Annotated in this window: 20 protein-coding genes; 9 read left to right on the top strand and 11 right to left on the bottom strand. The window is 70.0% G+C overall.

The features are described from left to right. The first annotated feature begins 11 nt into the window (after positions 1 to 11). From F4560_RS32085 to F4560_RS32075, 3 genes are all read left to right on the top strand, one after another. The gene (locus tag F4560_RS32085; RefSeq protein WP_184926521.1) at positions 12 to 1,586 is read left to right on the top strand and encodes a hypothetical protein; all 1,575 of its coding nucleotides are present in this window, start codon (positions 12 to 14) and stop codon (positions 1,584 to 1,586) included. A 135-nt stretch (positions 1,587 to 1,721) separates the two neighbouring features. Continuing rightward, positions 1,722 to 2,594, top strand: coding sequence for a helix-turn-helix domain-containing protein (locus F4560_RS32080; RefSeq protein ID WP_184926519.1), 873 nt, complete (start codon positions 1,722 to 1,724; stop codon positions 2,592 to 2,594). A 14-nt stretch (positions 2,595 to 2,608) separates the two neighbouring features. Next, complete coding sequence (locus F4560_RS32075) at positions 2,609 to 2,776, top strand: DUF397 domain-containing protein (RefSeq protein WP_184926517.1); 168 nt, start codon at positions 2,609 to 2,611, stop codon at positions 2,774 to 2,776. A gap of 11 nt (positions 2,777 to 2,787) precedes the next feature. Here the strand turns inward: F4560_RS32075 and F4560_RS32070 are convergent, their stop codons facing one another. From F4560_RS32070 to F4560_RS32055, 4 genes are all read right to left on the bottom strand, one after another. Further along, positions 2,788 to 3,042 (bottom strand): hypothetical protein, encoded by a 255-nt coding sequence (locus tag F4560_RS32070; protein ID WP_184926515.1) that lies wholly within the window; start codon positions 3,040 to 3,042, stop codon positions 2,788 to 2,790. Between the two features lie 30 nt (positions 3,043 to 3,072). Beyond that, on the bottom strand, positions 3,073 to 4,629 hold the full coding sequence (locus tag F4560_RS32065; RefSeq protein ID WP_184926514.1) for a glycosyltransferase family 87 protein: 1,557 nt from the start codon (positions 4,627 to 4,629) through the stop codon (positions 3,073 to 3,075). Between the two features lie 215 nt (positions 4,630 to 4,844). Next, positions 4,845 to 7,124, bottom strand: coding sequence for a transglycosylase domain-containing protein (locus F4560_RS32060; protein WP_312869605.1), 2,280 nt, complete (start codon positions 7,122 to 7,124; stop codon positions 4,845 to 4,847). A gap of 721 nt (positions 7,125 to 7,845) precedes the next feature. Continuing rightward, entirely contained in the window at positions 7,846 to 8,250 is a 405-nt protein-coding gene (locus F4560_RS32055) for a DUF5318 domain-containing protein (protein WP_184926512.1), read from the bottom strand. A 191-nt stretch (positions 8,251 to 8,441) separates the two neighbouring features. On the opposite strand from F4560_RS32055, the gene F4560_RS32050 reads away from it, so the two are divergent. After that, positions 8,442 to 8,987 carry a PadR family transcriptional regulator gene (locus F4560_RS32050; RefSeq protein WP_184926511.1) on the top strand — a complete coding sequence of 182 codons (546 nt, stop codon included), beginning with the start codon at positions 8,442 to 8,444 and terminating at the stop codon, positions 8,985 to 8,987. Between the two features lie 44 nt (positions 8,988 to 9,031). Then, on the top strand, positions 9,032 to 10,123 hold the full coding sequence (locus F4560_RS32045) for an inositol-3-phosphate synthase (RefSeq protein ID WP_184929518.1): 1,092 nt from the start codon (positions 9,032 to 9,034) through the stop codon (positions 10,121 to 10,123). 67 nt (positions 10,124 to 10,190) lie between these two features. On the opposite strand, the gene F4560_RS32040 is transcribed toward F4560_RS32045, so the two are convergent. Then, complete coding sequence (locus F4560_RS32040; protein ID WP_184926509.1) at positions 10,191 to 10,829, bottom strand: HAD family hydrolase; 639 nt, start codon at positions 10,827 to 10,829, stop codon at positions 10,191 to 10,193. 134 nt (positions 10,830 to 10,963) lie between these two features. Between F4560_RS32040 and F4560_RS32035 the strand changes: the two genes are divergently transcribed. The 3 genes from F4560_RS32035 to F4560_RS32025 all read left to right on the top strand — a co-directional run bounded on the left by F4560_RS32035 (position 10,964) and on the right by F4560_RS32025 (position 16,260). Next, positions 10,964 to 13,006: a PhoX family protein gene (locus F4560_RS32035; protein ID WP_376775366.1), complete on the top strand. Its 2,043-nt coding sequence runs from the start codon at positions 10,964 to 10,966 to the stop codon at positions 13,004 to 13,006. 176 nt (positions 13,007 to 13,182) lie between these two features. Continuing rightward, positions 13,183 to 15,264: a PhoX family protein gene (locus tag F4560_RS32030; protein ID WP_184926507.1), complete on the top strand. Its 2,082-nt coding sequence runs from the start codon at positions 13,183 to 13,185 to the stop codon at positions 15,262 to 15,264. 315 nt (positions 15,265 to 15,579) lie between these two features. Further along, entirely contained in the window at positions 15,580 to 16,260 is a 681-nt protein-coding gene (locus F4560_RS32025) for an SDR family oxidoreductase (RefSeq protein WP_184926506.1), read from the top strand. Here F4560_RS32025 and F4560_RS32020 read toward each other — a convergent pair. Together F4560_RS32020 and F4560_RS32015 are read right to left on the bottom strand one after the other, a co-directional pair. Next, entirely contained in the window at positions 16,257 to 16,841 is a 585-nt protein-coding gene (locus tag F4560_RS32020; protein WP_184926505.1) for a hypothetical protein, read from the bottom strand. The genes F4560_RS32025 and F4560_RS32020 overlap by 4 nt on opposite strands. A 58-nt stretch (positions 16,842 to 16,899) precedes the next feature. Continuing rightward, positions 16,900 to 18,201 (bottom strand): amidohydrolase family protein, encoded by a 1,302-nt coding sequence (locus tag F4560_RS32015; protein ID WP_184926504.1) that lies wholly within the window; start codon positions 18,199 to 18,201, stop codon positions 16,900 to 16,902. A gap of 173 nt (positions 18,202 to 18,374) precedes the next feature. On the opposite strand from F4560_RS32015, the gene F4560_RS45780 reads away from it, so the two are divergent. Further along, the gene (locus F4560_RS45780) at positions 18,375 to 19,571 is read left to right on the top strand and encodes a hypothetical protein (protein ID WP_184926503.1); all 1,197 of its coding nucleotides are present in this window, start codon (positions 18,375 to 18,377) and stop codon (positions 19,569 to 19,571) included. A 56-nt stretch (positions 19,572 to 19,627) separates the two neighbouring features. Here F4560_RS45780 and F4560_RS32005 read toward each other — a convergent pair whose 3' ends face one another. The 4 genes from F4560_RS32005 to F4560_RS31990 all read right to left on the bottom strand — a co-directional run bounded on the left by F4560_RS32005 (position 19,628) and on the right by F4560_RS31990 (position 23,653). Then, positions 19,628 to 20,794: a sensor histidine kinase gene (locus F4560_RS32005; RefSeq protein ID WP_184926502.1), complete on the bottom strand. Its 1,167-nt coding sequence runs from the start codon at positions 20,792 to 20,794 to the stop codon at positions 19,628 to 19,630. Between the two features lie 276 nt (positions 20,795 to 21,070). Further along, positions 21,071 to 22,192, bottom strand: a complete 1,122-nt coding sequence (locus tag F4560_RS32000) for a nitric oxide synthase oxygenase (protein WP_312869604.1) — start codon at positions 22,190 to 22,192, stop codon at positions 21,071 to 21,073. Positions 22,193 to 22,337: 145 nt separating this feature from the next. Beyond that, complete coding sequence (gene trmB, locus F4560_RS31995; RefSeq protein WP_221484941.1) at positions 22,338 to 22,979, bottom strand: tRNA (guanosine(46)-N7)-methyltransferase TrmB; 642 nt, start codon at positions 22,977 to 22,979, stop codon at positions 22,338 to 22,340. 92 nt (positions 22,980 to 23,071) lie between these two features. Beyond that, complete coding sequence (locus tag F4560_RS31990) at positions 23,072 to 23,653, bottom strand: hypothetical protein (RefSeq protein ID WP_184926500.1); 582 nt, start codon at positions 23,651 to 23,653, stop codon at positions 23,072 to 23,074. Between the last annotated feature and the right edge of the window lie 165 nt (positions 23,654 to 23,818).

Below are 23,818 nucleotides of genomic sequence, written 5' to 3'. Positions count from 1 at the left end.
GGACGACGCCGATGGACGACGAGTTCACCGCGGCGGAGGTCGTCGGCTCCGTGCTCGTGCGGTGGGACGAGATACGGCGGGAGTCGGGGCCGCGGGTCGGTGACGAGCAGTTCCGGGCCTGGTACTTCGAGACCGTGTCGGCGCACGGCGATCCGGACACCTTCGCGTTCCTGACGTTCGAGGTCGCGGTCGAGTTGTTCGGCCGTGGGCGGACTGATGACGCCTTTCTGATGCTGGGCTGGTTGGGACGGCACGTCCGGAGCTTTGAAGCCGACCTGGCGGCCCGCACGATCATGGCGTTGACCGACACGTGCGTCGGGCGGGCGGTCGACCGGGAGACGAACGTCCGCGCGATCGGCGTGCTGCGGGAGGCGGTCGACGCGATCCGTGCGCCGGTGGACGTGCGGGTCGAGCGGGCGGTGTGCCGGGCGTTATCCAGCCTCGTGCAGTTGAGCGGCAGGTTCACCAGGCTGGACCACGCCAAGGCCCGGGAACTGGCCGCGCTCTGGCAGGAACTCGCCGAGCGCGGCGGCGGTGACGATCCCGAGCTGCGCGGGTGGCGGGCACACGCGTTGGGCAACGAGGCGCTGCTGTGGTTGCAGGTCGACCGCGAGGTGGACGCACGTCGGCGGTTCGCCGAGATCACCGCGGAGTTCGGGGCGGATGCGCCGGGGGTGTCGCCGGACGTGGACCTGTGGGTCGGCCGGGCGCGGCACGCCGTCGATGTGCTGGACCGGTTCGACGTCGGCGAGGCTCAGCTGAAGCTCGACTACCTCAAGCGGCAGCGGCACTGGGACCGTCGGCGGCGGTTCAAGGGCCTCGGGTTCCTGTACTGGCTGCTGGCCGGTGCGCCGCGCAACCGGATGCGGCGGCTGGTCCGCGAGGCCCGTGACCGGCACCGCAAGTCCGTCGGCCAGGTGCGGGCGTGGCTGTGCGTCGGCGAGCCGTTCGTGTTGCTGCTGCGGAACTTCGAGCTGACCGAGCGGTCCGGGATCGCCGCGATGCCGCCGTTCGAAGACCCGGACGACGTGCCCGGCGACCACGTCCAGGTGATCAACTTCAGGGACGGCGCGCCCGCGCTGAGCGACCTGGCGTCTGCGGTGCCGCTGGTCCTGGTGGCCAGCACGACGGCGGCTGAGCTGGAGTTGGGCCAGTCCTACGGCCAGTTCTCCGCACCGGTCCGGCTGTACCTGCCGGACGAGACGTGGTTCGACACGGTGTCGACGCTGATCACGGTCGCCGACCAGGTGATCGTCTGGGCCGCCGAGCTGAGCCCCGGCCTCGCGCGGGAACTCGACTGCCTGATCGCCGAACAGCGGACCGGGGACACGCTCGTGGTGCTCGACGCTCCGGACTCCGACCCGTTCACGCAGGCCTGGCTGCCGCGCACCGTCAGCGAGCCGCTGAGGCGGGACCACCCAGTGCTCACCCCGTTCCCGCACGTGGTCGAGGCGTCGGAACTGGGCCGGCGGGTGGCCGAGAGCCCGTCGCTCCTGGACGTGCTCGACCGGCTCGACGCCGTCCACCAGGTGCCCGCGGACCAGCGGCTCGCCCGACTCCGTGCCCGGCTGGACCAGCGTCAATAGTCCGGTCTGCTGATCGGAATATTCCACAGGAATATCGCTCACCAACGAGTGAATTCACGCGGTCCGGCTGGTCCCGGGTGGCGCTCCGGGCCAGGCTGGCGGTCATCCCAATCCTGTTCTGACGGAGGCATCACCATGACCGCGCCACGGGGGAGCACCTTGCGTCGGCGGCGACTCGGACACGAGTTGCGCCGACTCCGAGAGGAGGCGAACCGCACGCACACCGACATCTCGAAGGTCCTCGACTGCACCCAAGGGCGGATCTCCAAGATCGAAGCCGGGTTCCTCGCCATCCGGCCGATGGAGGTCAAGGTGGTGCTCGACTACCTGGACGTCCCGCAGTACGAGCGGGAGCCGCTGATCATGCTGGCCAAGGAGGCCCGTGAGCAGGGGCTGTGGACCAAGCACTCGAACGTCATGACCTCCCGGTTCATCACCTACGCCAACCTCGAAGCCGAGGCGACCCGGATCTGCACTTATGAGGCTGAAGTGGTTCCCGGCCTGATGCAGACCGAGGCTTACGCCAATGCGGTCAACCTCGCCACCCGCCCACGGGACGACATCGACGCCGAGCGCTACACCGAGGTGCGGCTGGCTCGTCAGGAACGAGTCCTCAGCGGCGAGTTGGACCTCTGGGTGGTGTTGAACGAGTCGGCTATCCGGCGGGTGGTCGGTGGTGAGCAGGTGATGCGCGAACAGTTGCAGCACCTGCTTGAACTGGCACACCAACCATCGGTGACGTTGCAGGTGCTGCCGTTCTCCGCCGGACAGCACCCGGCGATGAGCGGTCCGTTCGTGATCACCCGGTTCGCGGATCGCCGGCGAGACCCTGACGTGATCTATTTGGAGAACCAGACCGGCGGCCTCTACATGGAGGAACCGGCCGAGATCGAGCGGTACAACGTCACGTTCGACCGGTTGATCGCGGATGCGCTGGACGTCGGGCGCTCGGCGAAGTTGATCGGTCGGGTGATCGACGAGTTGTCCGGGGAGACGATCCCCTACTGACAAGAGGGGCAGACATGACCTTGACCTGGCGTACGAGCAGCTACAGCACTGCGGGCCAGAACTGCGTCGAGGTCGCGCATGGCAGGCGATCGGTCGGCGTTCGGGATTCCAAGAACCCCGAAGGCGGCCGGCTCGCCGTCGGCACGCAGGCGTGGCGGAGCTTTCTGACGGCGCTGCGCTGACCGGCTCGCCGTCAGCCGGTCCGGCGGACCAACAGCGCCAGCCGGGTGACCACCACAAGCGTTCCCGGCGCGACGACCGCGCACGTCAGGAGAAGGTCGTCGGACGGGCCGAATTCGGCGGCGGTCGCGGCCACCGCCCATGCGGACAGGCCGACGTGCACGGCGAACAGGGCCAGCCGCGCCGGTAAGTTCCGCACCGGAGCGAGCGCCACGGCGAACCAGATCCCCGCGACGACGAACGCGAGCGCGAGCACGATCAGTCCCACTGTTTTCGTTCTCCTGATCAGCCGCTGCGGTCAACGATTGCCGGGGACGGCTTCGCGTCGGCGGAACCGCAGCACGTGCCGGTCCGGCGTGCCGTCGATGAACCCGCCGCACGGGTCGTCGTCACCGGCCTGCCGCACCTTGTCCAACGCCGGCCGGTAGATCTCGCGGATGATGAACCCGCACAGCACGATCACCGCGATGTCCCGCGCCACCACCGCGCCGAGGAACCAATCGATCGGCAGCCCCTTGTTGTCCTCGCCCAGGTAGAAGAACATCCGCGGCGCCCACACCAGGGCGTCCAGCGTCATCCACACCAGCAGCAGCTTCCACCGCGGCAGGGCCAGCACGGCCAGCGGCACGAGCCACAGCGAGTACTGCGGGCTCCACACCTTGTTCGTCAGCAGGAATGCGGCCACCACGAGGAACGCCAACTGCGCGAACCGCGGCCGTCGGGGGGCGGACAGCGTCACGAACCCGATCGCCGCGCAGCACACCAGGAACAGCACCGCGCTGACCGTGTTCAAGACCTCCGGCGCCTGCCCGTGCGCCAGTCCCGGGTCGAAGCCCTGCCACCCCGTCCACTGGGCGACCACGTTGTACAGCGAGTCCGGGTCCACCCCGCGTTCGGTGTTCAGCCGGAAGAACTCACGCCACCCGTCCGGGTACAGCCACGCGATCGGCGCGTTCACCAGCGCCCACGTCGCCATGGTCGCGCCCAACGTCGTCAGCCCGGCACGCAGCCGATCCGACCGCCAGCACAACAACAGCAACGGCCCGAGCAGGAACAACGGGTACAGCTTCGCCGCGCCGCCCAGCCCCAGCAACACACCCGCCAGCACCGGCTTCTTCCGCGCCCACGCCAACATGCCCGCCGTCGCGAACGCCGTCGCCAACGTGTCGAAGTTCGTGAACGCGTGCACGATGACCAGCGGCGACACCGCCACCAGCACCGCGTCGTACGGCCGCCGCCTGGCCAGCTGCGCCACCGCGTACGCCGTCACCAGCCACGCCAGGGCCAGCCACAGCGCGGTGATGTTGAAGTACACGATCACCGTCATGGGGTTGGGCAGCCACCCGGACGAGGCGATCACCGTCCAGCCCTGCGCCATGCGGGCGTTGAGGAGCTGGAACATGCCCGTCAGCACCGGGTACTCCATGTACCGCACGTGCGCCGTCGGCTTGCCCTCGTCGTCGATCCAGGACGTCTTGTAGGGGAACGTGTCCGGCTTGTCCAACCGCTCCGCCGTGTACAGCGGAACGGTGTCCGAGTAGCACATCGCGGTGAACTGCTTGCTGCCCCGCCAGTCGAGCTGGACGACGCCGTTGCCGTCCACGTACTGCTGGATGCACGGCGACTTCTGGAACCACGACAGCGCCAGCGTCACGACCGCGAACAGCAGCACCACCCGCAACGGCGTCCAGAACCACTGCCGCCCGACCGACGCGTGACGGCCGACCGGCCCGCCCAGCAGCTTGCTCGCCTTCCGCGCCAGCGGTTCGGTCCACGTCGGGTTGACCCGCTCGTCCGGACCGAGCGAGTCGGCGTCGTCGGCGTTCGCCTGCGGGTGCTGCGAAGGGCTGGCCACGGGCACGGATGCTACGGGCACCGGTCGATGGAGGTTGTGAGGTCCGGCACCGCAGCCCGCCGCGCCACCGAAGACCTTCCACGTGGACGGGCCCGCTGTGGCTCCCCGCAGCGACCGTGAACACCACCGGCAGCAAGACATGACCAAACCTGCGTACAAAACGAGGAAGGGCCCGGCACTTGGCCGGACCCCTCCTGACGTGCGTGAACCGAGCGCTAACCGGTCGGTTCCGTGCCGCCCCCGATCGGGTCGGGCGACGCCCAGGTCGGCGACGTCGTGGTCGGCGTGCAGAGCGGAGGCCGGCACGGCGGCGTCGTGCGGGTGGTGGTGCTCGGCGGCGTCCGAGTCGTTGTGGCCGTCTCGGTCGGCGTCGTCGTCTTCTTGTCGTCGTCCGGCTTCTTCTCGGACGTCGTGGTGGGCGGGACCGTCGTGGTCGGCTTCGGCTCCTCGAACTGGCCGATCGGCTTTGGCTTCGGGAACTTCTCCATGGGCGCGCCGTTCAGAGCGCCGTCCATGAACTTCTTCCAGATATCACCCGGCAGGCCACCGCCGTAGATGTCCTTCTTCCTCTTCTGGTCGTAGAGCGCGATGTTGCCCGGGTCGGTGCCGATCCAGACGCTGGCCGCGAGCGTCGGCGTGTAGCCCGCCATCCACGCCTTCGCGTTCCGGGTGGTGCCCTGGAGTTCGTGCGTGCCGGTCTTGCCGGCGCACTCGCGCCCGCCCGCGCAGGCGATGGGGCCCGTCACCACGCCCTTGAGCACGTCGGTGACGTTGTCCGCGATGTCCCGGCTCTTCGTCGGGTCCGGGTCGAACGCCGGCCGCGTCTCGTCGATGTGCTGGTAGATCGCCTTGTCCTCGGAGTTGGTGATCTTCGAGATGAAGAACGGCTTGTGGTACACACCGCGCGCCGCGAACGTGGCGTAAGCGGATGTGATGTCGAACGGCCGGACCAGGTAACCACCGATGGAGATGTTGCCGTTCGGGCTGACGCCGCCCTCATCGACCAGGAGTGGGGTCTTCGTTCCATCGATCGTCACCTCGCGGGGGATGCCCGCGTCGAACGCCGCTTTGGCGACCTTCTCGGTGCCGATCTTGAGTGCCATGTCGAAGAACACGGTGTTGACCGACTTCACCATGGCCTCACGAATGCTGCACCGCTTCGGGTTGACGCAGGCCACGCCCGGCGAATTGCGGACCGCGTTGTTGCCCGTACGGCCGGCGAACTCGCGCGGCGAGCTGCCGTCGTACACCTCTCCCGCGCCTTCGCCCCGCTGAAGGGCTGCGACGAAGTCGAACGGCTTGAACGACGACCCTGGCTCCTGGAGGATGCCCATCTGGTAGTCGGTGCCGGTGCCGGTCGCACTGCCCCAGTAGGCCTTGACCGCGCCGGTGTTCGGGTCGATCGCCGACATCGAGGTCCTCAGGTCCGGGTCCTGACCCGTCAACACCTCGGTCACCGCCGCCTCCGCCGCGGCCTGCATGGGCGGGTCGATGGTGGTGTGGACGGTGCCACCGATCTTCTTCAACCGGTCGACGCCCCACGTGAGCTCGGCCATCTCCTGCTTGACCTGCTGGATGATGTGCAGGCGCGGGCCGGAGAGGCCGGCCTGGTCGGCGTCCGGCACGGGCGTCGGGAACGGTTCGCTCGCGCGGTAGGCCGGCTCGATCATCTTGTGCTCGACCATCTGGTCCATCACGTAGTTCCAGCGTTCGAGCAGGTACGCGGGCTGGTAGTCGCGGCCGGGGTTCTGGATCATGCCGGCGAGCAGGGCGGCCTGCGAGTGCGTGAGCAACTTGAGGTCGTCGAGCCCGAAGTACGCCTTCGCCGCGGTCTTGATGCCGGAGGCGCCCTTGCCGAAGTAGACCGTGTTCAAGTACGCGGTGAGGATGTCCTTCTTGTCCTGCTGCTCGGACATCTTGTACGCGGTGACGGCCTCGGTGAACTTGCGGCTCAGGGTCATGCCGTCCTGCTCGGTGGCCGCCTTCACGTACTGCTGGGTGAGACCGGAGCCACCGCTCTGCTCGCCCTTGAGCTGGTACCAGCCGGCGCGGGCGATGGCGGTCAGGTCGAAGCCGACGTTCGTCATGAACGTCGGGTCCTCGGCCGCCATGACCGCGTCCTTGATCGTTTCCGGCAGGTCCTCGTACTTGACCAGCGTGCGGTTCGCGTCGGCCTGGGCGATCTTGGTCATCGGCGAGCCGTCGGCGTACAGGATGGTGATCGCCTTGTCCTGGTCGGCCGCGACCACCTCCGGGTTCGGCACCTCCACCACCTGGTAGGCGACCGCGAAGGCGACGACCGGGGCGACGAGCATCAGGCCGAAGGCCACGTAGGTGGTGCGGCGGACTTTCCGCCAGATCTTCTTCCGACGCACGGCGCGGGCCTCCTGCTCGGTCAGCTCCTCGTCGTACTCGTCGTCGTAGAACGGCTCTAGCTCGACCTCGTCCTCGCGGTGGGTGAGGAGTTCCGGCTCGCGAGGCGTGGACTGGTACACGGGTGGGAGCAGGTCCGTCGGCTCTTCGCCAGGACGTCGTTCCGGGCCTGGTCCGCCAGGTCTGCGCGGGCCGCCGGGGCCTGCCATCGGGGGACGGCCGCCGGGAGGCACCGGTCCACCGGGTCCACCAGGTCCACCGGGTGCGCCGGGTCGACGCATGCCGCCGGGCGGGGTGTTCGGTCGCAGGGGCGGGCCGCCGGGCACGCTGCCGGCCGCCGCCACGCCGTCGAGGCCGCCGGGCCGGGGACCGGGACGACCGGGGCCGTCACCGGGCACGCCGTGCCTGCCGTTCGGAACCGGGCCGCCGTTCGGGCCGGGGCCACCAGGGCCGCCGGGACCGGCAGGTCGGCGTGGGCCGCCTCGGGGAATGCCGCCGGGTGGCGTGCCTCCCGCCGGCGGGATTCCACCCGGCGGTGTAGCCGGACGGGAGAACCCGCCCGGTGGGGTGCCGTGCCGAGGGCCGGGGCCGTCGACCGGAGTGCGCGCGAAACCACCTGGCGGGGTGTTCGGACGCTCCGGCTGATCCCCGGCTCCGTGCCGCGGTGAGTGCATGCCGCCGTCCGGGTCCTCCCCGGTCGGCCACTGCGGCTCCGCGCCACGATGCCTGTCGTCATGCTGGTCGTTCACGAAATGGCCTCCCAGACCAGCGTGCTCCTGCACGCGGTTCGGTGGTCGTACGCCACTGCTCCTTGTGGGAGCGGCGCCCGTGGCCGGAGCCGGTTCACTCCGCCGCGGTCCTCCTGCGCGGCTTGCGAGAATCCAGGCCACGCGTACCCAGGACGTATGACTGCACCAGGTGGTTCCAACTACATGTGCGGCAAACTTCAACCACGTACACGGTGAATTCCTCGAAAAGGTTCGCCATGCGGGTGAGCTCGTCGGCTGTGCGCGCGGATCCCGCCGCGTGCTTGAGCTCGTCGCCGTAGACCCAGGACACGTGGGTGAGCGGCTCCTTGCGGCAGACCGGGCAGGTCACCTGGCTCGGTTGGCCGTGGAACTTCGCAGCTCGCAGCAGGTACGGGCTGGCGTCGCACACCTCCATCGTGCCCACTCGGCCCGCGTAGACCTCCGCCAGCAGCGCACGGCGCTGCAAGGCGTAGTCCACGACCTGGCGTTGGGTCGACACGACGACCAGAGTACGTGCCGCCCGAATCGGGTCGATGGGCCGTTCGGGGCAGTGGGCCGAAAGCAGGGGGCCAGGCAGGGGCCAGGCAGGGGGCACTGTGTGCCACGCGACATCGCATCAGGATGCGTGGATGTATCGCACCGATATACTGGGTTTACCCATCGGCGCTTACTGGTGCGAGGAGGTGCCACGTGCTGGAGTTCGCGATCCTCGGCCTGCTGCACGAAGCGCCGATGCACGGCTACGAGCTGCGCAAGCGTTTGCACGAGCTGTTGGGCGCGTTCCGCGCGTTCTCCTACGGAACGCTGTACCCGACGCTGCGCAAGCTGCAACGTAACGGGCTGATCGTCGAGGAAGTTCCCGAGGACGACTCGGCCCGCTGGGGCCGCCGGGCGCGCAAGGTCTACCGGCTCACCGCCGAAGGCAAGGAGCGGTTCGCCGATCTGCTGGTCAACGCCGGCCCCCAGACCTGGGACGACGACTCGTTCGGCGTCCACCTCGCGTTCTTCTCCCGCACTCCGGCCGAGATCAGGATGCGCATCCTGGAAGGCCGCCGCCGGCGGGTCGAGGAACGTCGTGAGGGGCTGCGCACCTCGTTATCGACGACCAGTGAGCGCATCGACCGCTACACCAGGGAGTTGCACCGGCTCGGGTTGGAGAGCACCGAGCGCGAGGTGCGGTGGTTGAACGAGCTGATCGCCCATGAGCAGGCCGAACAGCGCGAGCAGGACCAATGAGCACCCCGAAGAAGCGAACACGGATGAACGAAGGAGGACTCGGCATGGGCGACAACCGCCGCACCGTTCGAGTGGCCATTGTCGGGGTCGGCAACTGCGCGGCGTCGCTGGTGCAGGGTGTCCACTACTACCGCGACGCCGACCCGGCCGCCAAGGTGCCAGGTCTGATGCACGTCCGGTTCGGTGACTACCACGTGCGCGACATCGAGTTCGTCGCCGCGTTCGACGTGGACGCCAAGAAGGTCGGCTCGGACCTCTCCGAGGCCATCGGGGCGAGTGAGAACAACACGATCAAGATCGCCGACGTGCCGCCGCTGGGCGTCACCGTGCAGCGCGGGCACACGCTCGACGGGCTCGGCCGGTTCTACCGGGAGACCATCGAGGAGTCCGACGACGAGCCGGTGGACGTGGTGCAGGTGCTGCGCGACGCCGACGTCGACGTGCTGGTGTCGTACCTGCCCGTCGGCTCGGAGGACGCGGACCGCTTCTACGCGCAGGCCGCGATCGACGCCGGGGTGGCGTTCGTCAACGCGCTGCCGGTGTTCATCGCCTCGGACCCGGTGTGGGCGGAGAAGTTCCGCGCGGCCGGTGTGCCGATCGTCGGTGACGACATCAAGTCCCAGGTGGGCGCGACCATCACGCACCGCGTGCTGGCCAAGCTCTTCGAGGACCGCGGCGTCCAGCTCGACCGGACGATGCAGCTCAACGTGGGCGGGAACATGGACTTCCTGAACATGAAGGAGCTGGAGCGGCTGGAGTCCAAGAAGGTCTCCAAGACGCAGGCGGTGACGTCGCAGATCGACCGCGAGATGGGCAAGCGCAATGTGCACATCGGACCGTCGGACTACGTGGCGTGGCTCGACGACCGCAAGTGGGCGTACGTGCGGCTGGAGGGCCGTGCGTTCGGCGACGTGCCGCTGAGCCTGGAGTACAAGCTCGAGGTGTGGGACTCGCCGAACTCGGCGGGCATCATCATCGACGCGGTGCGTGCCGCGAAGATCGCGCTGGACCGGGGGATCGGCGGCCCGATCCTGTCCGCGTCGTCGTACTTCATGAAGTCCCCGCCGGTGCAGTACTCGGACTCCGAGGCGCACCAGTCGGTCGAGGCGTTCATCCGCGGTGACGTGGAGCGCTGACCGGTTTCGAACGCCGGTTTCGAACGACACCCCCCGCACGCGAAGTGCGGGGGGTGTCGTCGTTCGGTCACCCGGCCAGCGCGGCGGGCAGGTCGGACAGTTCGCGCAACACCGTGACCTGCCGCAACACCTCCGGGTCCGGCGGGAAGTGCGGGTTGGGGACGGCGTACACGGTCATGCCGGCGGCCAGGGCTGAACGCAGGCCGTTGGTCGAGTCCTCCACGGCGGCGCAGAGGGTCGGCTCGACGCCCAGCTTCGACGCGGCCAGCAGGTAGACGTCCGGCGCCGGCTTGCCCGCGCCCGCCTGCTCGCTGGACAGCGCCACCGGCACCACGTCGGTCAGGTCGGTCGCCGCCAGGAACGACTTGATCAGCACGGGCGGTGACGAGCTGGCGATGGCCACCGGGTAACGGGACGCCACCTCGCGCACGATCTCGACCGCGCCCGGCAGCACGGGCGGCCCTTCGGCGTAGCGCTCGGCCATCTCGCCGATCACCCCCGCGGCGGCCTCGGCGGGGGTCAGTCGGACGCCCACCTCGGTCACCAGGTAGGTCGCCCACTCGGGTGTGCTCATGCCCTGCATCGCCCGGGTCGACGTGGGCAGCCACGCGCCGCCGTGCCGGGCTGCGAAGGCCTGCCGCACCTCGTCCCACATCCGCTCGGAATCCACCAGCACGCCGTCGAGGTCGAACACCACTGCATCCACGCCCATGACCGTAGTGCGAGCGGCGCGCGTTGCCGCCGAAGCGATTCTGGCCGAACCGGAATCCGTGGGTTAACAAGAGGTGAACGCCGGCCTACTGTCGGTTGGTCCCGTACTGACCGTAGGAGGCGCGTGACGTGGTGCTACACCTTCCGCTGCTGCCCAACCACTCCGCCGGACGAGCGGCGGTCACCTGCCGATACCGCTGCGGCGACGCGTGCTTCCACGACGTGCCGAACACGTCCGACAACCCTTACTTCGGTGACATGGTCGACAGGCGCACCGCGATCAAGGCGGGCGTGGTCGTCGCGGCCCTGGGCGGTGTGGCGGGCACTGCGGGCTGTGCGGCCGGCACGGGCGTCGCGGACGCCGAACCGAACGCCGCCGGACGGCACCCAGCCGAACTGCACCCCGCCGGCCTGGACTTCGAACCGGTCGCCCCGAACGCGCTCGACGCCGTCGTCGTCCCCGAGGGCTACCGCCAGGAAGTCGTGATCCGCTGGGGCGACCCGCTCTTCGCGGACGCGCCGGAGTTCGACTTCGACCACCAGACCGCCGCCGCGCAGGCCCGCCAGTTCGGCTACAACTGCGACTTCGCCGCGCTGCTGCCACTGGACGCGGTCGGCCGGACGAACCTGCTGGTGACCAACCACGAGTACACCGGCGAGCCGTTCATGTTCCGCGGCTACGACCCGGAGAACCCCACGCGCGAGCAGGTCGAGATCGCGTGGGCCGCGCACGGCCTGTCCGTGGTGGAGGTCCGGCAGGCCGGCAACGGCCGCCTCACCCCGCGGTTCTCCCGCCACAACCGCCGCATCACGGCCACCACGCCGTTCCGGCTCACGGGTCCGGCCGCGGGCTCCGACCTGCTCAAGACGTCCGCCGACCCGACCGGCACGAAGGTGTTGGGCACGCTGAACAACTGCGCCGGCGGCGTCACGCCGTGGGGCACGATCCTGTCCGGCGAGGAGAACTTCAACCAGTACTTCGGCAACGCAGCCGCGCTCGCCGACCCGCGCCTGACCCGCTACGGCCTCACCGGCACGGCGACCACCCGGAAGTGGGAGCGGTTCGACAAGCGGTTCGACCTGGCCCAGGAGCCCAACGAGGTCAACCGGTTCGGGTACGTCGTCGAACTCGACCCGACGGACCCCGACTCCACGCCCGTCAAGCACACCGCGCTGGGCCGCCTCAAGCACGAGTGCGCGAACGTCCGCATCGCCGCCGACGGGCGCGTGGTCGCCTACTCCGGTGACGACGAGCGGTTCGAGTACGTCTACAAGTTCATCTCCACCGGCAAGGTCCGCAAGGGCCACAGCAAGGCTGCCCGCAGGCACAACATGACGTTGCTGGACGACGGCACGCTGTACGTCGCCCGCTTCACCGGCGACAGCCCGCCCGCCGAGATCGACGGCTCCGGCAGGCTGCCCTCGGACGGCGGGTTCGACGGTCGCGGCGAGTGGATCCCGCTCGCCGCCGGCGACAAGTCGTTCGTGCCGGGCATGTCGGCCGAGGAGGTCTACGTCTTCACCCGGCTCGCCGCGGACAAGGTCGGCGCGACCAAGATGGACCGCCCCGAGGACATCGAGACCCACCCGCACACCGGCGTCGTCTACTGCGCCCTGAGCAACAACGTCGATCGCGGCAAGCCGGACAAGGAAGGCGCGACCGAGCCCAACCCGCGGGTGGACAACAAGCATGGTCAGGTGCTGGAGCTCACCGAACGCGGTGGTGACGCCCTCGCGCTCGCGTTCTCCTGGAACCTCATGCTGGTGTGCGGCGACCCGGCGTCACCGGACACGTACTTCGCGGGCTACGACAAGTCCCGGGTCTCCCCGATCTCCAGCCCGGACAACGTGGCGTTCGACCGGCACGGGAACCTGTGGATCTCCAGCGACTCGGGCGGCGCGCTCAACGGCTACAACGACGGCCTGTACGCGGTGCCGGTGTCCGGGTCGCAACGCGGTCACCTGAAGGCGTTCCTCACCGTGCCGCGCGGCGCGGAGACGTGCGGGCCGGTGATCGGCGAACGCGTGATCACGGTGTGCGTGCAGCACCCCGGCGAGGTGGACGGCGCGAGCGCGGACCGACCGGCCTCGCACTGGCCGGACGGCGGGGACTCGCAACCGCGCCCGTCGGTGGTCGCGATCTGGCGGGAAGGGCGCCGCATCGGCGAGTGAAGCCGTGCGGCCACAGGGGTCGCCCAGTGCGATCGGCCGACCACACCGCGTGTGAGCAGGCGGTTTCGGCGGGCTGTGGTCGAGGTGTTCGCCTCGCGTTCACTTCGAAGTCCGCTGTAGGAGGACTTGCCCTCTTACGGTCGGCCGGTTCCCACTGAGCTATTTCGGAGGTCCGTGTGTCCTCATCCACCGATCGGGGCCGTCGCCTGCTGCCCCTGTTGGCCAACCATCCCCTCGGGCGTTCCGCGATCACCTGCAAGAACCGCTGCGGCGACGCGTGCGCGCACGAGGCTCCCAACACCTCCGGCAACGCCTACTTCGGCGACGTCGTCGGCGAGGTCGTGCGTCGGCGCGGGCTGCTGAAGGCGGGCGCGGTGTTCGCCGTCGCCGGCGCGGGTGTCGGGCTGGTCGGTGCGGGCAGCGCCGCCGCGCAGCCCAAGTCCGGCGTCGACGCCGACATGGGTGGCGGACGCCGCAAGGACGGCCTCAACTTCACCGCCGTCGCGCCCAACACCGAGGACCGCGTCGTCACGCCCGAGGGCTACGAGCAGGACATCGTGCTGCGCTGGGGCGACCCGGTGCTGCCCGGCGCGCCGGAGTTCGACTTCGACCGCCAGACCGCGGCGGCGCAGGCCGAGCAGTTCGGGTACAACTGCGACTTCCTCGGCCTGGTGCCCGTCGGCCGGCACGACCAGTGGCTGCTCGTGGCCAACCACGAGTACACCAGCGAGGAGTTCCTCTTCGCGAACTGGGACGCGGAGAACCCCACCCGCGAGCAGACCGAGATCGCGTGGGCCGCGCACGGCGCTTCCGTCGTGCTGGTCGAGCGTGACCGGCGCAGCGGCAAGCTGGTGCCGAAGGTGGACCGGCGCTACAACCGTCGGTTGACCGCGACCTCCGAGTTCAAGGTCACCGGCCCGGCCGCGGGCTCCGCCCACCTCAAGACGTCCGCCGACCCGACCGGCACGAAGGTGTTGGGCACGCTCAACAACTGCGCCGGCGGCGTCACGCCGTGGGGCACGATCCTGTCCGGCGAGGAGAACTTCAACCAGTACTTCGGCAACGCGGGCTCGGTCACCGACCCGGTGGCCCAGGCGCGGCTCGCCCGGTACGGCCTGCGCGGCGCGGCGTCCGGCCGCAAGTGGGAGCGGTTCGACAAGCGGTTCGACGTGGCGCAGGAGCCCAACGAGGTCAACCGGTTCGGCTGGGTCGTCGAGATCGACCCGCTCGACCCGACGTCGACCCCGGTCAAGCACACCGCGCTCGGCCGCTTCAAGCACGAGGGCGCGAACGTCATCATCGCCAGGGACGGCCGTGTGGTCGCGTACATGGGCGACGACGAGCGCTTCGACTACATGTACAAGTTCGTGTCCGACGAGCGGTTCAAGCCGGGCAACAGCAAGCACGCGCGTGAGCACAACAAGAAGCTGCTGGACAACGGCACGCTCTACGTCGCCAAGTTCACCGGCGACAGCCCGGCCGCCGAGTTCGACGGCACCGGCAAGCTGCCTGCCGACGGCGAGTTCGACGGCTCCGGCGAGTGGATCCCGCTGGCCAGTGGCAACCGGTCGTTCGTGCCCGGTTTCACCGCCGAAGAGGTCTACATCTTCACCCGGCTCGCGGCGGACCAGGTCGGTCCGACCAAGATGGACCGTCCCGAGGACGTCGAGCCGAACCCGCGCAACCGCCGGGTGTACGCGGCGCTGACCAACAACACCGACCGCGGCAAGGCGGGCAAGGAAGGCGCCACCGAGCCGAACCCGCGGGTCAACAACCGGCACGGGCACGTGCTGGAGCTGGAGGAGCGCCGCGGCGACAACACCGCCACGACGTTCTCCTGGAAGCTGATGCTGGTGTGCGGCGACCCGACGTCGTCCGACACGTACTTCGGCGGGTACGACAAGACCCAGGTCTCGCCGATCTCGTGCCCGGACAACGTGGCGTTCGACTCGCAGGGCAACCTGTGGATCTCCACCGACGGCAACGCGCTGAAGTCCAACGACGGCCTGTTCGCGGTGCCGGTCGAGGGGCCGTACCGCGGTCGGGTGAAGCAGTTCCTCACCGTGCCGAAGGGCGCCGAGACGTGCGGCCCGGTCATCGAGGACGACTTCGTGCTGGTGGCCGTGCAGCACCCGGGTGAGATCGACGGCGCGTCGGCGCAGAACCCGCTGTCGCACTGGCCGGACGGCGGCGCCTCCCAGCCGCGCCCGTCCGTCGTCGCGGTGTGGAAGAAGGACAAGGGCCGCATCTGCGGCTGACCGCGCTCCGGAGGGCTCGCACCCCACACCCGCGAGCCCTCCGCTCCGCGCGAGTCCTACGTTCAGAACGCGCGAGTCGTACCTTCAGGACCACCGTGTCCTACGTTCAGGACCCCTGAATTCAACGCTCAGAACAAACGATCTCGTACTGAGCGTTGAACTCGGGGGTTCCGAACGTTGAACTCGGGGGTCGCGAACGTAGGACACGGTGGTCCTGAACGTAGGACTCACGGGGCCTGGGGGTTCGACACGCGGGGCCTGAAGGTTCGACACGCGGGGCCTGAAGGTTCGACTCGCGGGGTTTAGGGTTTTCGCATGAGCCGACCCGTTGCCCTGATCACCGGTGCGTCACGCGGCATCGGTGCGGCTGTCGCCCGTGTCCTCGCCCCGACGCACGACCTGCTCCTCGGCGGTCGGGACGAAGCCGCGTTGGCCGAACTGGCCGGGTCGCTGGAGTCCGCCCGCCCCTGGCCGGTGGAGTTGACCGACCCGAACGCCCTGGCCACCGCCACCGCCGGCCTCACCCGCCTGGACGTCCTCGTGCACAGCGCCGGCATCGCCGAACTCGGCCCGCTCGCCGAGACGACCGCCGACGTCTGGCGCCGCACCCTCGACCTGAACGTCGTCGCGGTCGCCGAACTCACCCGGCTGGCACTGCCGCTCCTGCGCGCCGCCCGCGGTCACGTGGTCCTGATCAACTCCGGCGCCGGGCTGCGCGCCAACGCGAACTGGGGCGTGTACGCGGCGAGCAAGTTCGCCCTGCGCGCCTTCGGTGACGTCCTGCGCGCCGAAGAAGAAGACCTCCGCGTCACGTCCGTCCACCCCGGACGCGTCGACACCGACATGCAGCGAGGAGTCCGCGAACAGGAGAGCGGCGACTACCAGCCGAACCTCTACCTGCACGCGGACTCCGTCGCCGGTGCCGTGGCCACCGCCGTCAACGCGACCGACGACGCCCACGTCACCGAGATCGTCGTCCGACCACGTCCGCGCTAGCTCGCGAAGGTGAACGCCCGGTCCGTCGCCAGCAGCGCCAACTGCCGGTTGGACACCACCGACGAGTACCCGGTCGACACGTACACGACCTCGCCGTTCGGCCGGTAGCTGTACGCCGTGCGCGCGCCCCACTCACCCGGCGCGTACTCGGTGAACAGCACCAGACCGCCGTCCGCCAACCGCACCGAGCCGGTGCACGTCGTCATCTCGCACATCCCCGCCGGCGTGGTGGTGAAGAAGCCCGGCGCGTGGATCTGGACGAAGAGCCCCGTCGCGCCGCGCGGCGTGGTGAACCGAACGTCGTTGTTCACGTACTGCTGCCCGTCGAACAGCCCCGCCGCCTCATGCCCCCACGCACCGGTCCGCACGTCCGAAGCACCGCGCACCACCCGAGGCACCAACTCGACCTCACGCGCGCTGAACCCGGCCGTGCGGACCTCCAACTGCGCCACCGTCTCGTGCACCGGCGTGATGTCGGCCGGCGGCCAGGCGAACTCCGTCGACTCCGCCGCGACCGCCGAGCCACCGAAACCCACCAGCAACGCCGCCACGAACACGGCGCCGAACGTCCTGCGAATCATCCTGCTTCCCCTCTGTGGTTCCCGTTGTGGAGACGCACCGAGGGGTGGGATTCGTTGCCTACCGGAGCCGGGCGGCTACGGCCCGCACACCGGCCTGCGCCTCACGCCGGTCCACGTTGGTGGTCTCACCGTCCGCCACGACCTGCTTGCCGGCCACCCACACGTCCTTGACCCGCCGCGTCCCCGACGCCCACACCAGGTTCGCCAGCACCTGCTCGTCCGGCGCGTCCAACCCGGTGGCGAACGCCGGGTCGTCCACGTCCACGTGCACGACGTCACCCCACCGGCCGGGCTCCAACGCGCCGAGGTCGTCCCGGCCCAACGCCGCCGCCCCACCCCGAGTGGCCAGCAGCAACGCGTCCGCCGCACGCATCGCCGTGGCGTCCTGCGACGTCACGCGCGCCAACAAAGCCGCCAACCTGGCCTCCTCGAACAGGTCCAGGTCGTCGTTGGACGCCGGCCCGTCCGTGCCCAACCCGACCGGCACGCCCGCGTCGATGTACGACCGCAGCGGCGCGATGCCGGACGCCAGCTTGGTGTTCGAGCCGGGGCAGTGCGCGATCCCGACCTGGTACTTGGCGTAGATCTGAACGTCCTCCGGCGACAGGTGCACGGAGTGCGCCGACAACACCCGCCCGCCGAGCACCCCAGCCTGCTCCAGCAACCGCGGCACCGAACCGTGCGACGCGCGCTGCGCCACGTCCTCCTCGACCGACTCGGCGACGTGGACCTGCAACAACGCCCCGCGTTCACGCGCCTCAACCGCGATCTCGCCCAACGCCTCCGGCGTGAGGGTGTACGCCGAGTGCGGCCCGTAGCTCAGCTCGATCCGTTCGTCCGGCCCGAACCGCAGCCCGTCGGCGTCGATCCACCGGGTGATCTCGTCGGCCATCGGCCGCCACGGCATACCCGGCAGGTCCATGATCGCCGCGCCGAACAGCACCCGCGACCCGGCCGCCAGCACCGCGTCGGTCAGCTGCTCGCCGTGGAAGTACATCTCGGCGCTGGTGGTCACACCGTTGCGCAGCATCTCCACCGCGCCGAGCAGCATGCCGACCCGGATGTCGTCGGGCTTCATCTTCGCCTCGGCCGGCCACATCGCCTCGTGCAGCCAGCGCAGCAACGGCAGGTCACCGCCCATGCCGCGCAACAAGACCATCGGGCTGTGCGCGTGCGTGTTCACCAGACCGGGCAACAGGATTCCGCTCAACCGGCGGACTTCACCGGAGAACTCCGGCGCGTCGGCCTCGGGACCGACGTAGGCGACCCGACCGTCGACGACGTCGACCACGGCGTCGCGGAGGACGGTGCAGGCGGGATCGCAGGGCAGGACGACAGGGGCGTGCAGACGCAGTGACATGACCACGATCCTGCCGCACCCGATCGAGCTACACACGACGTGGCGGCGCGCGGGCGCACCGTAACCCGAACAGTGGGTTTGACCGTTTTGGACGGTTGTCGGACGCCGGACGGACGTAGCCTCCGAAACGTTGGGTGAGGTGGTGGTCCCGCTGATCCGGCGAAGGAGTGGCAGTGGCTCGTGTGGGTGGAAGTGATGGTGAGTCCGGCGAGCGGCGCGGTCGGGAACGGCCCGCGGTGACGGTCCTCCGGTCGGAGGCCGATTTCACCGACCCGGACCTGCCCCGGGAACGTCGATGGCTCGCGTTGTTCCTGCTGGTGCACCTTGTGGACGAGCACGGCCGGTTGGACTCCGCGTACCGGCGGATCCTCCGGCGTGCGGGGCGGGTGCCCGGGCACTGGGCGCAAGGAATGTCGCTCGGCGCGGTGCGGGCGGACGTGATGCGCTGGATCGGCGTGCACGCGAGGGCGGACAGCGTGCCGCCGTGGGACCGGATCGCCGACCTGATCAACGACGCCGTGCACCCGCGGCGGACCCTGGAAGTGCTGGCGACCGCCCGTTGCCTGCACTGCCTGGCAGCCGGCGCGGAGAACGACGCCGAGCTGCACCGTCCGGAGTGGTTGGAGACCGGGATGGACGACATCATCACCACCACGATCATCGGCGGGCCGGGGTGGGCGCGGAAGCACGGCCTGCCCGAGAACGACGCCGAGACCCCGGTGCCGGAACCCCGGCTGCCGGCGCCCCGACCGACGACAGCCGAACCGACGACAGCCGAACCTGCGGCGGCCGATCCGTCGGCATCCGGTCCCGCAGTGGCCAAGCCCGCAGTGGCCAAGCCCGCAGTGCCCGATCCTGGGACGGCCAAGCCTCCTGCGCCCATACCGCCGGTGCCCCGACCACCGGCGTCCAAGCCCGCCGCACCCAAGCCCGCCGCACCCAAATCCGCGGCGCCCAAACCCGCCGCGCCCAAGTCCGCTGCACCCAAACCGCCGGTGCCCCGACCACCGGCATCACAGCGGACGAAAGCCCGGCGGCCGAAGGTCCAGGGCGGTCCACAAGCGACGGAAAGCAGCGAGCGGCAGGCGTACCAGCTGCTGTGGACGGTGGTCCGGGTCCACCGCGAAGCCCAAGCGCGGATCACCGAGCTGGAGCACCAGGTCGAGCAGTTGCGCCGGCAGAACGCCCAGCTGTCCGCCGACGTCACCAGCCACCCGGACGACCACCGGCCCGCCATCCCCGATCAGACCCGACGAACACCGCAGACCAAGCCGGTCGCCGATCGTCACCTGACCATTGAGGACCCGGCGAAGCCCTTCACCTACCCGCTGCCGGCCGAACTTCCCGAACCCAGCCGCATGCCCGGCTGACCCGACCGCGACCAACTCGGCGGCGACCGACCCGATGGCGCCGACCCCCGAGCGGGTTACCGGTCCTCCGCGACGGGCAGCGCGGCGCGCATCTCCCAACCCCCACCGGCCCGCCGACCGGCGCTGAACCGGCCGCCGAGCAGTTCGACCCGCTCCCGCATGCCCACCAACCCGTACCCACCCGTCCCACCGGCCGGGTCCGCGCTCTGCGCCCGCCCGTCGTCGGCCACGACCACGTGCACCACCCCGTCCTCCACCACCACCGAAACGTCCACAAAAGACAGACCCTCGGCGTGCTTCCGCGTGTTGGTCAACGACTCCTGCACCAACCGCAGCACCGAACGCCCCAACGACGGCGGCACGGGCACCGGCAGGTCGACGTGCAGCCGCACCGGCTGACCGGACTGCTCCACCACTCCGCGCACGTCGTCCGCCAAGTCGCTGGTCGCAGTCGGCGCGTCCCCGTCGGTGCCCCGCAACGTCCCGACCAGCCGGCGCATCTCGGTCAACGCCTCGTTCCCGCTGCGCACGATGATCGGCAACACCTCCTGCACGGCGGACGGCACGGCCTGCGCCGCCTGCGCGTGCACCACGATCCCCGTCACGTAGTGCGCGACCACGTCGTGCAGCTCGCGCGCCAACGCCATCCGCTCGGCGTGCTGCGCCGCCGCCACCTCGGCCCGCACGGCGGTGGCGCGTTCCCGGTCCCGGGCGCGGAAGTACAGCCCGGTGCCGACCGACAGCGTCAGCAGCACCGCGCCGAAGACCACCTGCGCCCAGAACCCGGGCCCGGTGTAGTCGTCCGGCCAGTACGGCGACCGGTACTCCGGCCGCACGACGCCGGCGACCACCGACACGACCACGAGCGTCGCCGTCCCGACCACAGCCCGCATCGACGCCACGTGCCGGATCACGATCGCGATGATCGCCATCACCGCCGCCACCTCGGCGAGCACCAGGCCGCTGAGCATCGGAATCATCGGCGGGACGCCCGCCACGCGCATCACGATCGAACTCGCCGCCACCGCCGTCGCACCGGACAACGCGGCGTCGAACGGGCGCCGGGGCGCCACCACGGCCAGCACGCACACGACGACCGAGCCGGGGACGTGCCACCACCCCACCTCGCCGAGGAACCCGCTGGCCAGGAAGAAGAGCAGGGCGCAGGCAAGCGGCCACTGGCGGCGGATCAGGGGCCGCCACCCGAGGTGAGTGCTCTCCACGGGGTGTCACGGTAGGTCCTCGCGGCGTACCGCGCGTCCGCCCCCGGTCGGGTGGGGTGTCAACCACAAGGCTGACCCGAACGCCACCCGAAACACACCAGTGGCCGATGTCGGATGACGAATCGGGGGGTGACTCTGGAGTAGCGAGTCGGGGAACGGAGGAACGTCATGTTCGGAGTGTTGGCTACTTGGGCGGGTGCGGTGTTGGGCCTGCTGGTGCTGGTCTTGATGGCGTTGTCGGGGTTGTTGATCGATTCCCAGGAATAGCCGTGCGGCTCATCCCCCGGCGCGCTGCCGGAGCAGTTCGGCGAGCCGTCCGGGTGAATGGGGTCGGGTCGTTTCGGAAGGCGCGGGGGAAAAGCGGGCGGGGCCGCCGGTCCGGGCGCGGAGGGCGGCGGAGGGGTCGAGTCGGAACGCGGGGCGGTTGCCGGACGTGCGTTGCCGGGAACGCAGCCACGACAGCCGGTGGCGCGACTCGGCGTGGTGGTCGGTGATGGTGACCTCGGCGAGGTCGAACGAGTGCAGCACCGCCCGGTTCAGCTCCACCACGGCGCGGTCGCGCCACAGCGAGCGCTCGGTGGACGTGTCGAGGCCCAGCGCCTCCGCAACGGGCCTGGCAGCGCCGTAGGCGTTCTCGTCGGCCAGGCTGCGTGCGCCGATCTCGGAGCCGACGAACCAGGAGTTGAACGGCGCGGCGGGGTAGGTGATGCCGCCGATGGTCAGCCTCATGTTCGTGATCACGGGCACCGCGTGCCAGCGGAGGCCGAGCTGTCCGAACCACGGCAGCTCCGGGTGTTCGAGCAGCACTTCGCGCACCACGTCCGGTGGCACCGTGAACAGCTTCGCGCCCTCGTGCGCGGTCTCCACCACGAGCGGGAGCAGGTCGAAGCGGCCAGGGGTGGCCGGCGCCCGCCAGCCCATGCCCTGCACGGCGTCGGTGAACCTGGTGTAGCGGCGGTCCCCGGTGCCGTCGCCGTAGCCCGCGTACCGGATCAGCTGCTCGTTCCAGATGCACGGACCGGGCGTGTCGGGCGTGTCCGGCGCGAACACCGTGACCAGCGGGCGGATCTCGCCGCCGTTGGCAGCCAGCCGCAGGTGCTCCACGCACTCGCCGGCCACGGCGGCGGCGTTGCGGAAGCCGCGCAGGTCGCGGACCTTGAGCCGGCGCCACGGCACGCCGCTGGTGCACCAGCCGGAGTCGCGCAACGCGATCCGCGCGCCGTAGGCCAGCTCCTCGGTGGTGTGGCGGTACGTGCCGGTCTCGGCGATCTCGTCGCGCATCGCGGCCAGCCGCGGTCCGACCGGTCCGGCTTCGGGGTGGGCGATGTGGAACATGCGGAGGAAGCCCTCCGCCGCGTCCACGTCGAACGTTATCGGTTCGTTGTCAACTACGGTCACGGGCGGCAACCGTAGTTGCCGAACGGTGTCACACGTCACTGCCAGACGGGGCACATCGAGTGATCAACAGGGTCCACTCGATCCGGTGACGAAACGACAGGCAGTCGCCGCATCGGCCGGACCGGGCCCGGACTGCATGCCACGGTCAGGTGAGCTCGTTCCGCTCGAACATCAGGTCGTGACTGATCCGATCTTCCTCGACCGCCCGCTGCTCGAACTTCGTCACCGGCCGCCACTCCGGCCGCGGCGCCCACCCGTCGTGCTGGTTGCGCAGCAGCGGCTCGGCCGAGCACACCGCCAGCATCTGGTCGGCGTACTGCTCCCAGTCGGTGGCCAGGTGCAGCGTGCCGCCCGGACGCAGGCGCGTCGCGAGCAGGTGCACGAACTCGGGCTGGACCAGCCGCCGCTTGTGGTGCTTCTTCTTCGGCCACGGGTCGGGGAAGTAGATCCGCACGCCGGACAGCGTGCCGGGCGGGATGTGGTCGGTGAGCAGGTCGACCGCGTCACCGCGCAGGACCCGCAGGTTGGTCACGCCGAGCGCCTCGGCACGCAGCAGGAGCTGCGCGAGGCCGGGTTTGTAGACCTCGACGGCCACGTAGTTCACGTCGGGCGCGGCGGCCACCAGCTGGGCGGTCGTCTCACCCATGCCGGAACCGATCTCGAGCACCACGGGCGCCTCGCGGCCGAACCACTCGTCGAATCGCACGGGACCGGCCGGGAGCGCCTTGACCTCTTGGCCCAAGCGCTCCCAGTGGCGGTCCCATGCGCGCTGCTGCCCCACGGTCATCCGTTCGCCGCGTTGCACATAGCTGACGACGGATCGGTGGTGCTGCGGGCGCTGGTGGCTGGACGTCACGGGCGTACAGCCTAGGTGGTGCGCTAGGCGATGTTCTCCAGGTCCTCGATCTGCTCACGCAGCTCGGCGGGGGTGAACTCGATGGCTTGGCGCTGACCGGGGCCCCGGTGCGCCGGGAGCAGGTCCACGAAACCGGGGTGCCGGTCCGTGAACTGCACTGTTGTGGGCTCGGCGGGGCCGTACACGCCGCTTTCCGACGGGACGAACTCCCAGTAGCCGACCTCGCCCTCGGTCGCCCAGGGGACGAACACCCAACCCGGCCGGCTGCCGAGCAGGCTGGTCACCTCGTCCTCGATGGCGAACGCCGCCGCGCGCGAGGCGATCCTGCCCCGGTCGAGGGCGCGGAGCCACCAGGGTGCCGGCGCCTCCTTGCCCACCGCGCGGAAGAGCGCGAGCACTTGCTGTTCGTCGGCCTTGTGGATCCAGGCCCGACGGGTCTGCGCGGGCGAGTCGGCGACACCGACGCCTCCCGCGGCTTCGATCGCATGCGACCATTCCAGCGCCAACATCGGTTCGACGCGAAGGGCGTGGTCGCGTTGCCGTGGCAGTTCCTTCGACCCGGCTGCCGACTGGTCGGCGTTCAGGTTCGGATCAAGCACCGTCACGGGTTCACCTCCGGAGGGTTCCTTGACGGGGGATACGCGAATTCGCGTGCGGGCAGGCGCCCACCTCACGATTCGCGCTTTCCATCTGACCCGGTTCAGATGCGCTTGTCATGGACCTGTGCCGGAGTTCACGACGTCTTAACGAACGTCTTACTCCGCTTGCCC

This window comes from Saccharothrix ecbatanensis (assembly GCF_014205015.1).
In the GTDB taxonomy this organism is placed as follows: domain Bacteria; phylum Actinomycetota; class Actinomycetes; order Mycobacteriales; family Pseudonocardiaceae; genus Actinosynnema; species Actinosynnema ecbatanense.
Note: the sequence above shows the minus strand (reverse complement) of the source record. Positions and strands in the feature narration are given on the sequence as shown.

What these genes read in the sequence shown, in the direction of transcription:
- F4560_RS32085 (WP_184926521.1), top strand. Translation starts at nt 12, where the DNA reads ATGGACGACGAGTTCACCGCGGCGGAGGTCGTCGGCTCCGTGCTCGTG.
- F4560_RS32015 (WP_184926504.1), bottom strand. Translation starts at nt 18,201, where the DNA reads ATGTCACTGCGTCTGCACGCCCCTGTCGTCCTGCCCTGCGATCCCGCC.
- F4560_RS32025 (WP_184926506.1), top strand. Translation starts at nt 15,580, where the DNA reads ATGAGCCGACCCGTTGCCCTGATCACCGGTGCGTCACGCGGCATCGGT.
- F4560_RS32045 (WP_184929518.1), top strand. Translation starts at nt 9,032, where the DNA reads ATGGGCGACAACCGCCGCACCGTTCGAGTGGCCATTGTCGGGGTCGGC.
- F4560_RS32075 (WP_184926517.1), top strand. Translation starts at nt 2,609, where the DNA reads ATGACCTTGACCTGGCGTACGAGCAGCTACAGCACTGCGGGCCAGAAC.
- F4560_RS32080 (WP_184926519.1), top strand. Translation starts at nt 1,722, where the DNA reads ATGACCGCGCCACGGGGGAGCACCTTGCGTCGGCGGCGACTCGGACAC.
- F4560_RS32020 (WP_184926505.1), bottom strand. Translation starts at nt 16,841, where the DNA reads ATGATTCGCAGGACGTTCGGCGCCGTGTTCGTGGCGGCGTTGCTGGTG.
- trmB (WP_221484941.1), bottom strand. Translation starts at nt 22,979, where the DNA reads ATGACCGTGGGGCAGCAGCGCGCATGGGACCGCCACTGGGAGCGCTTG.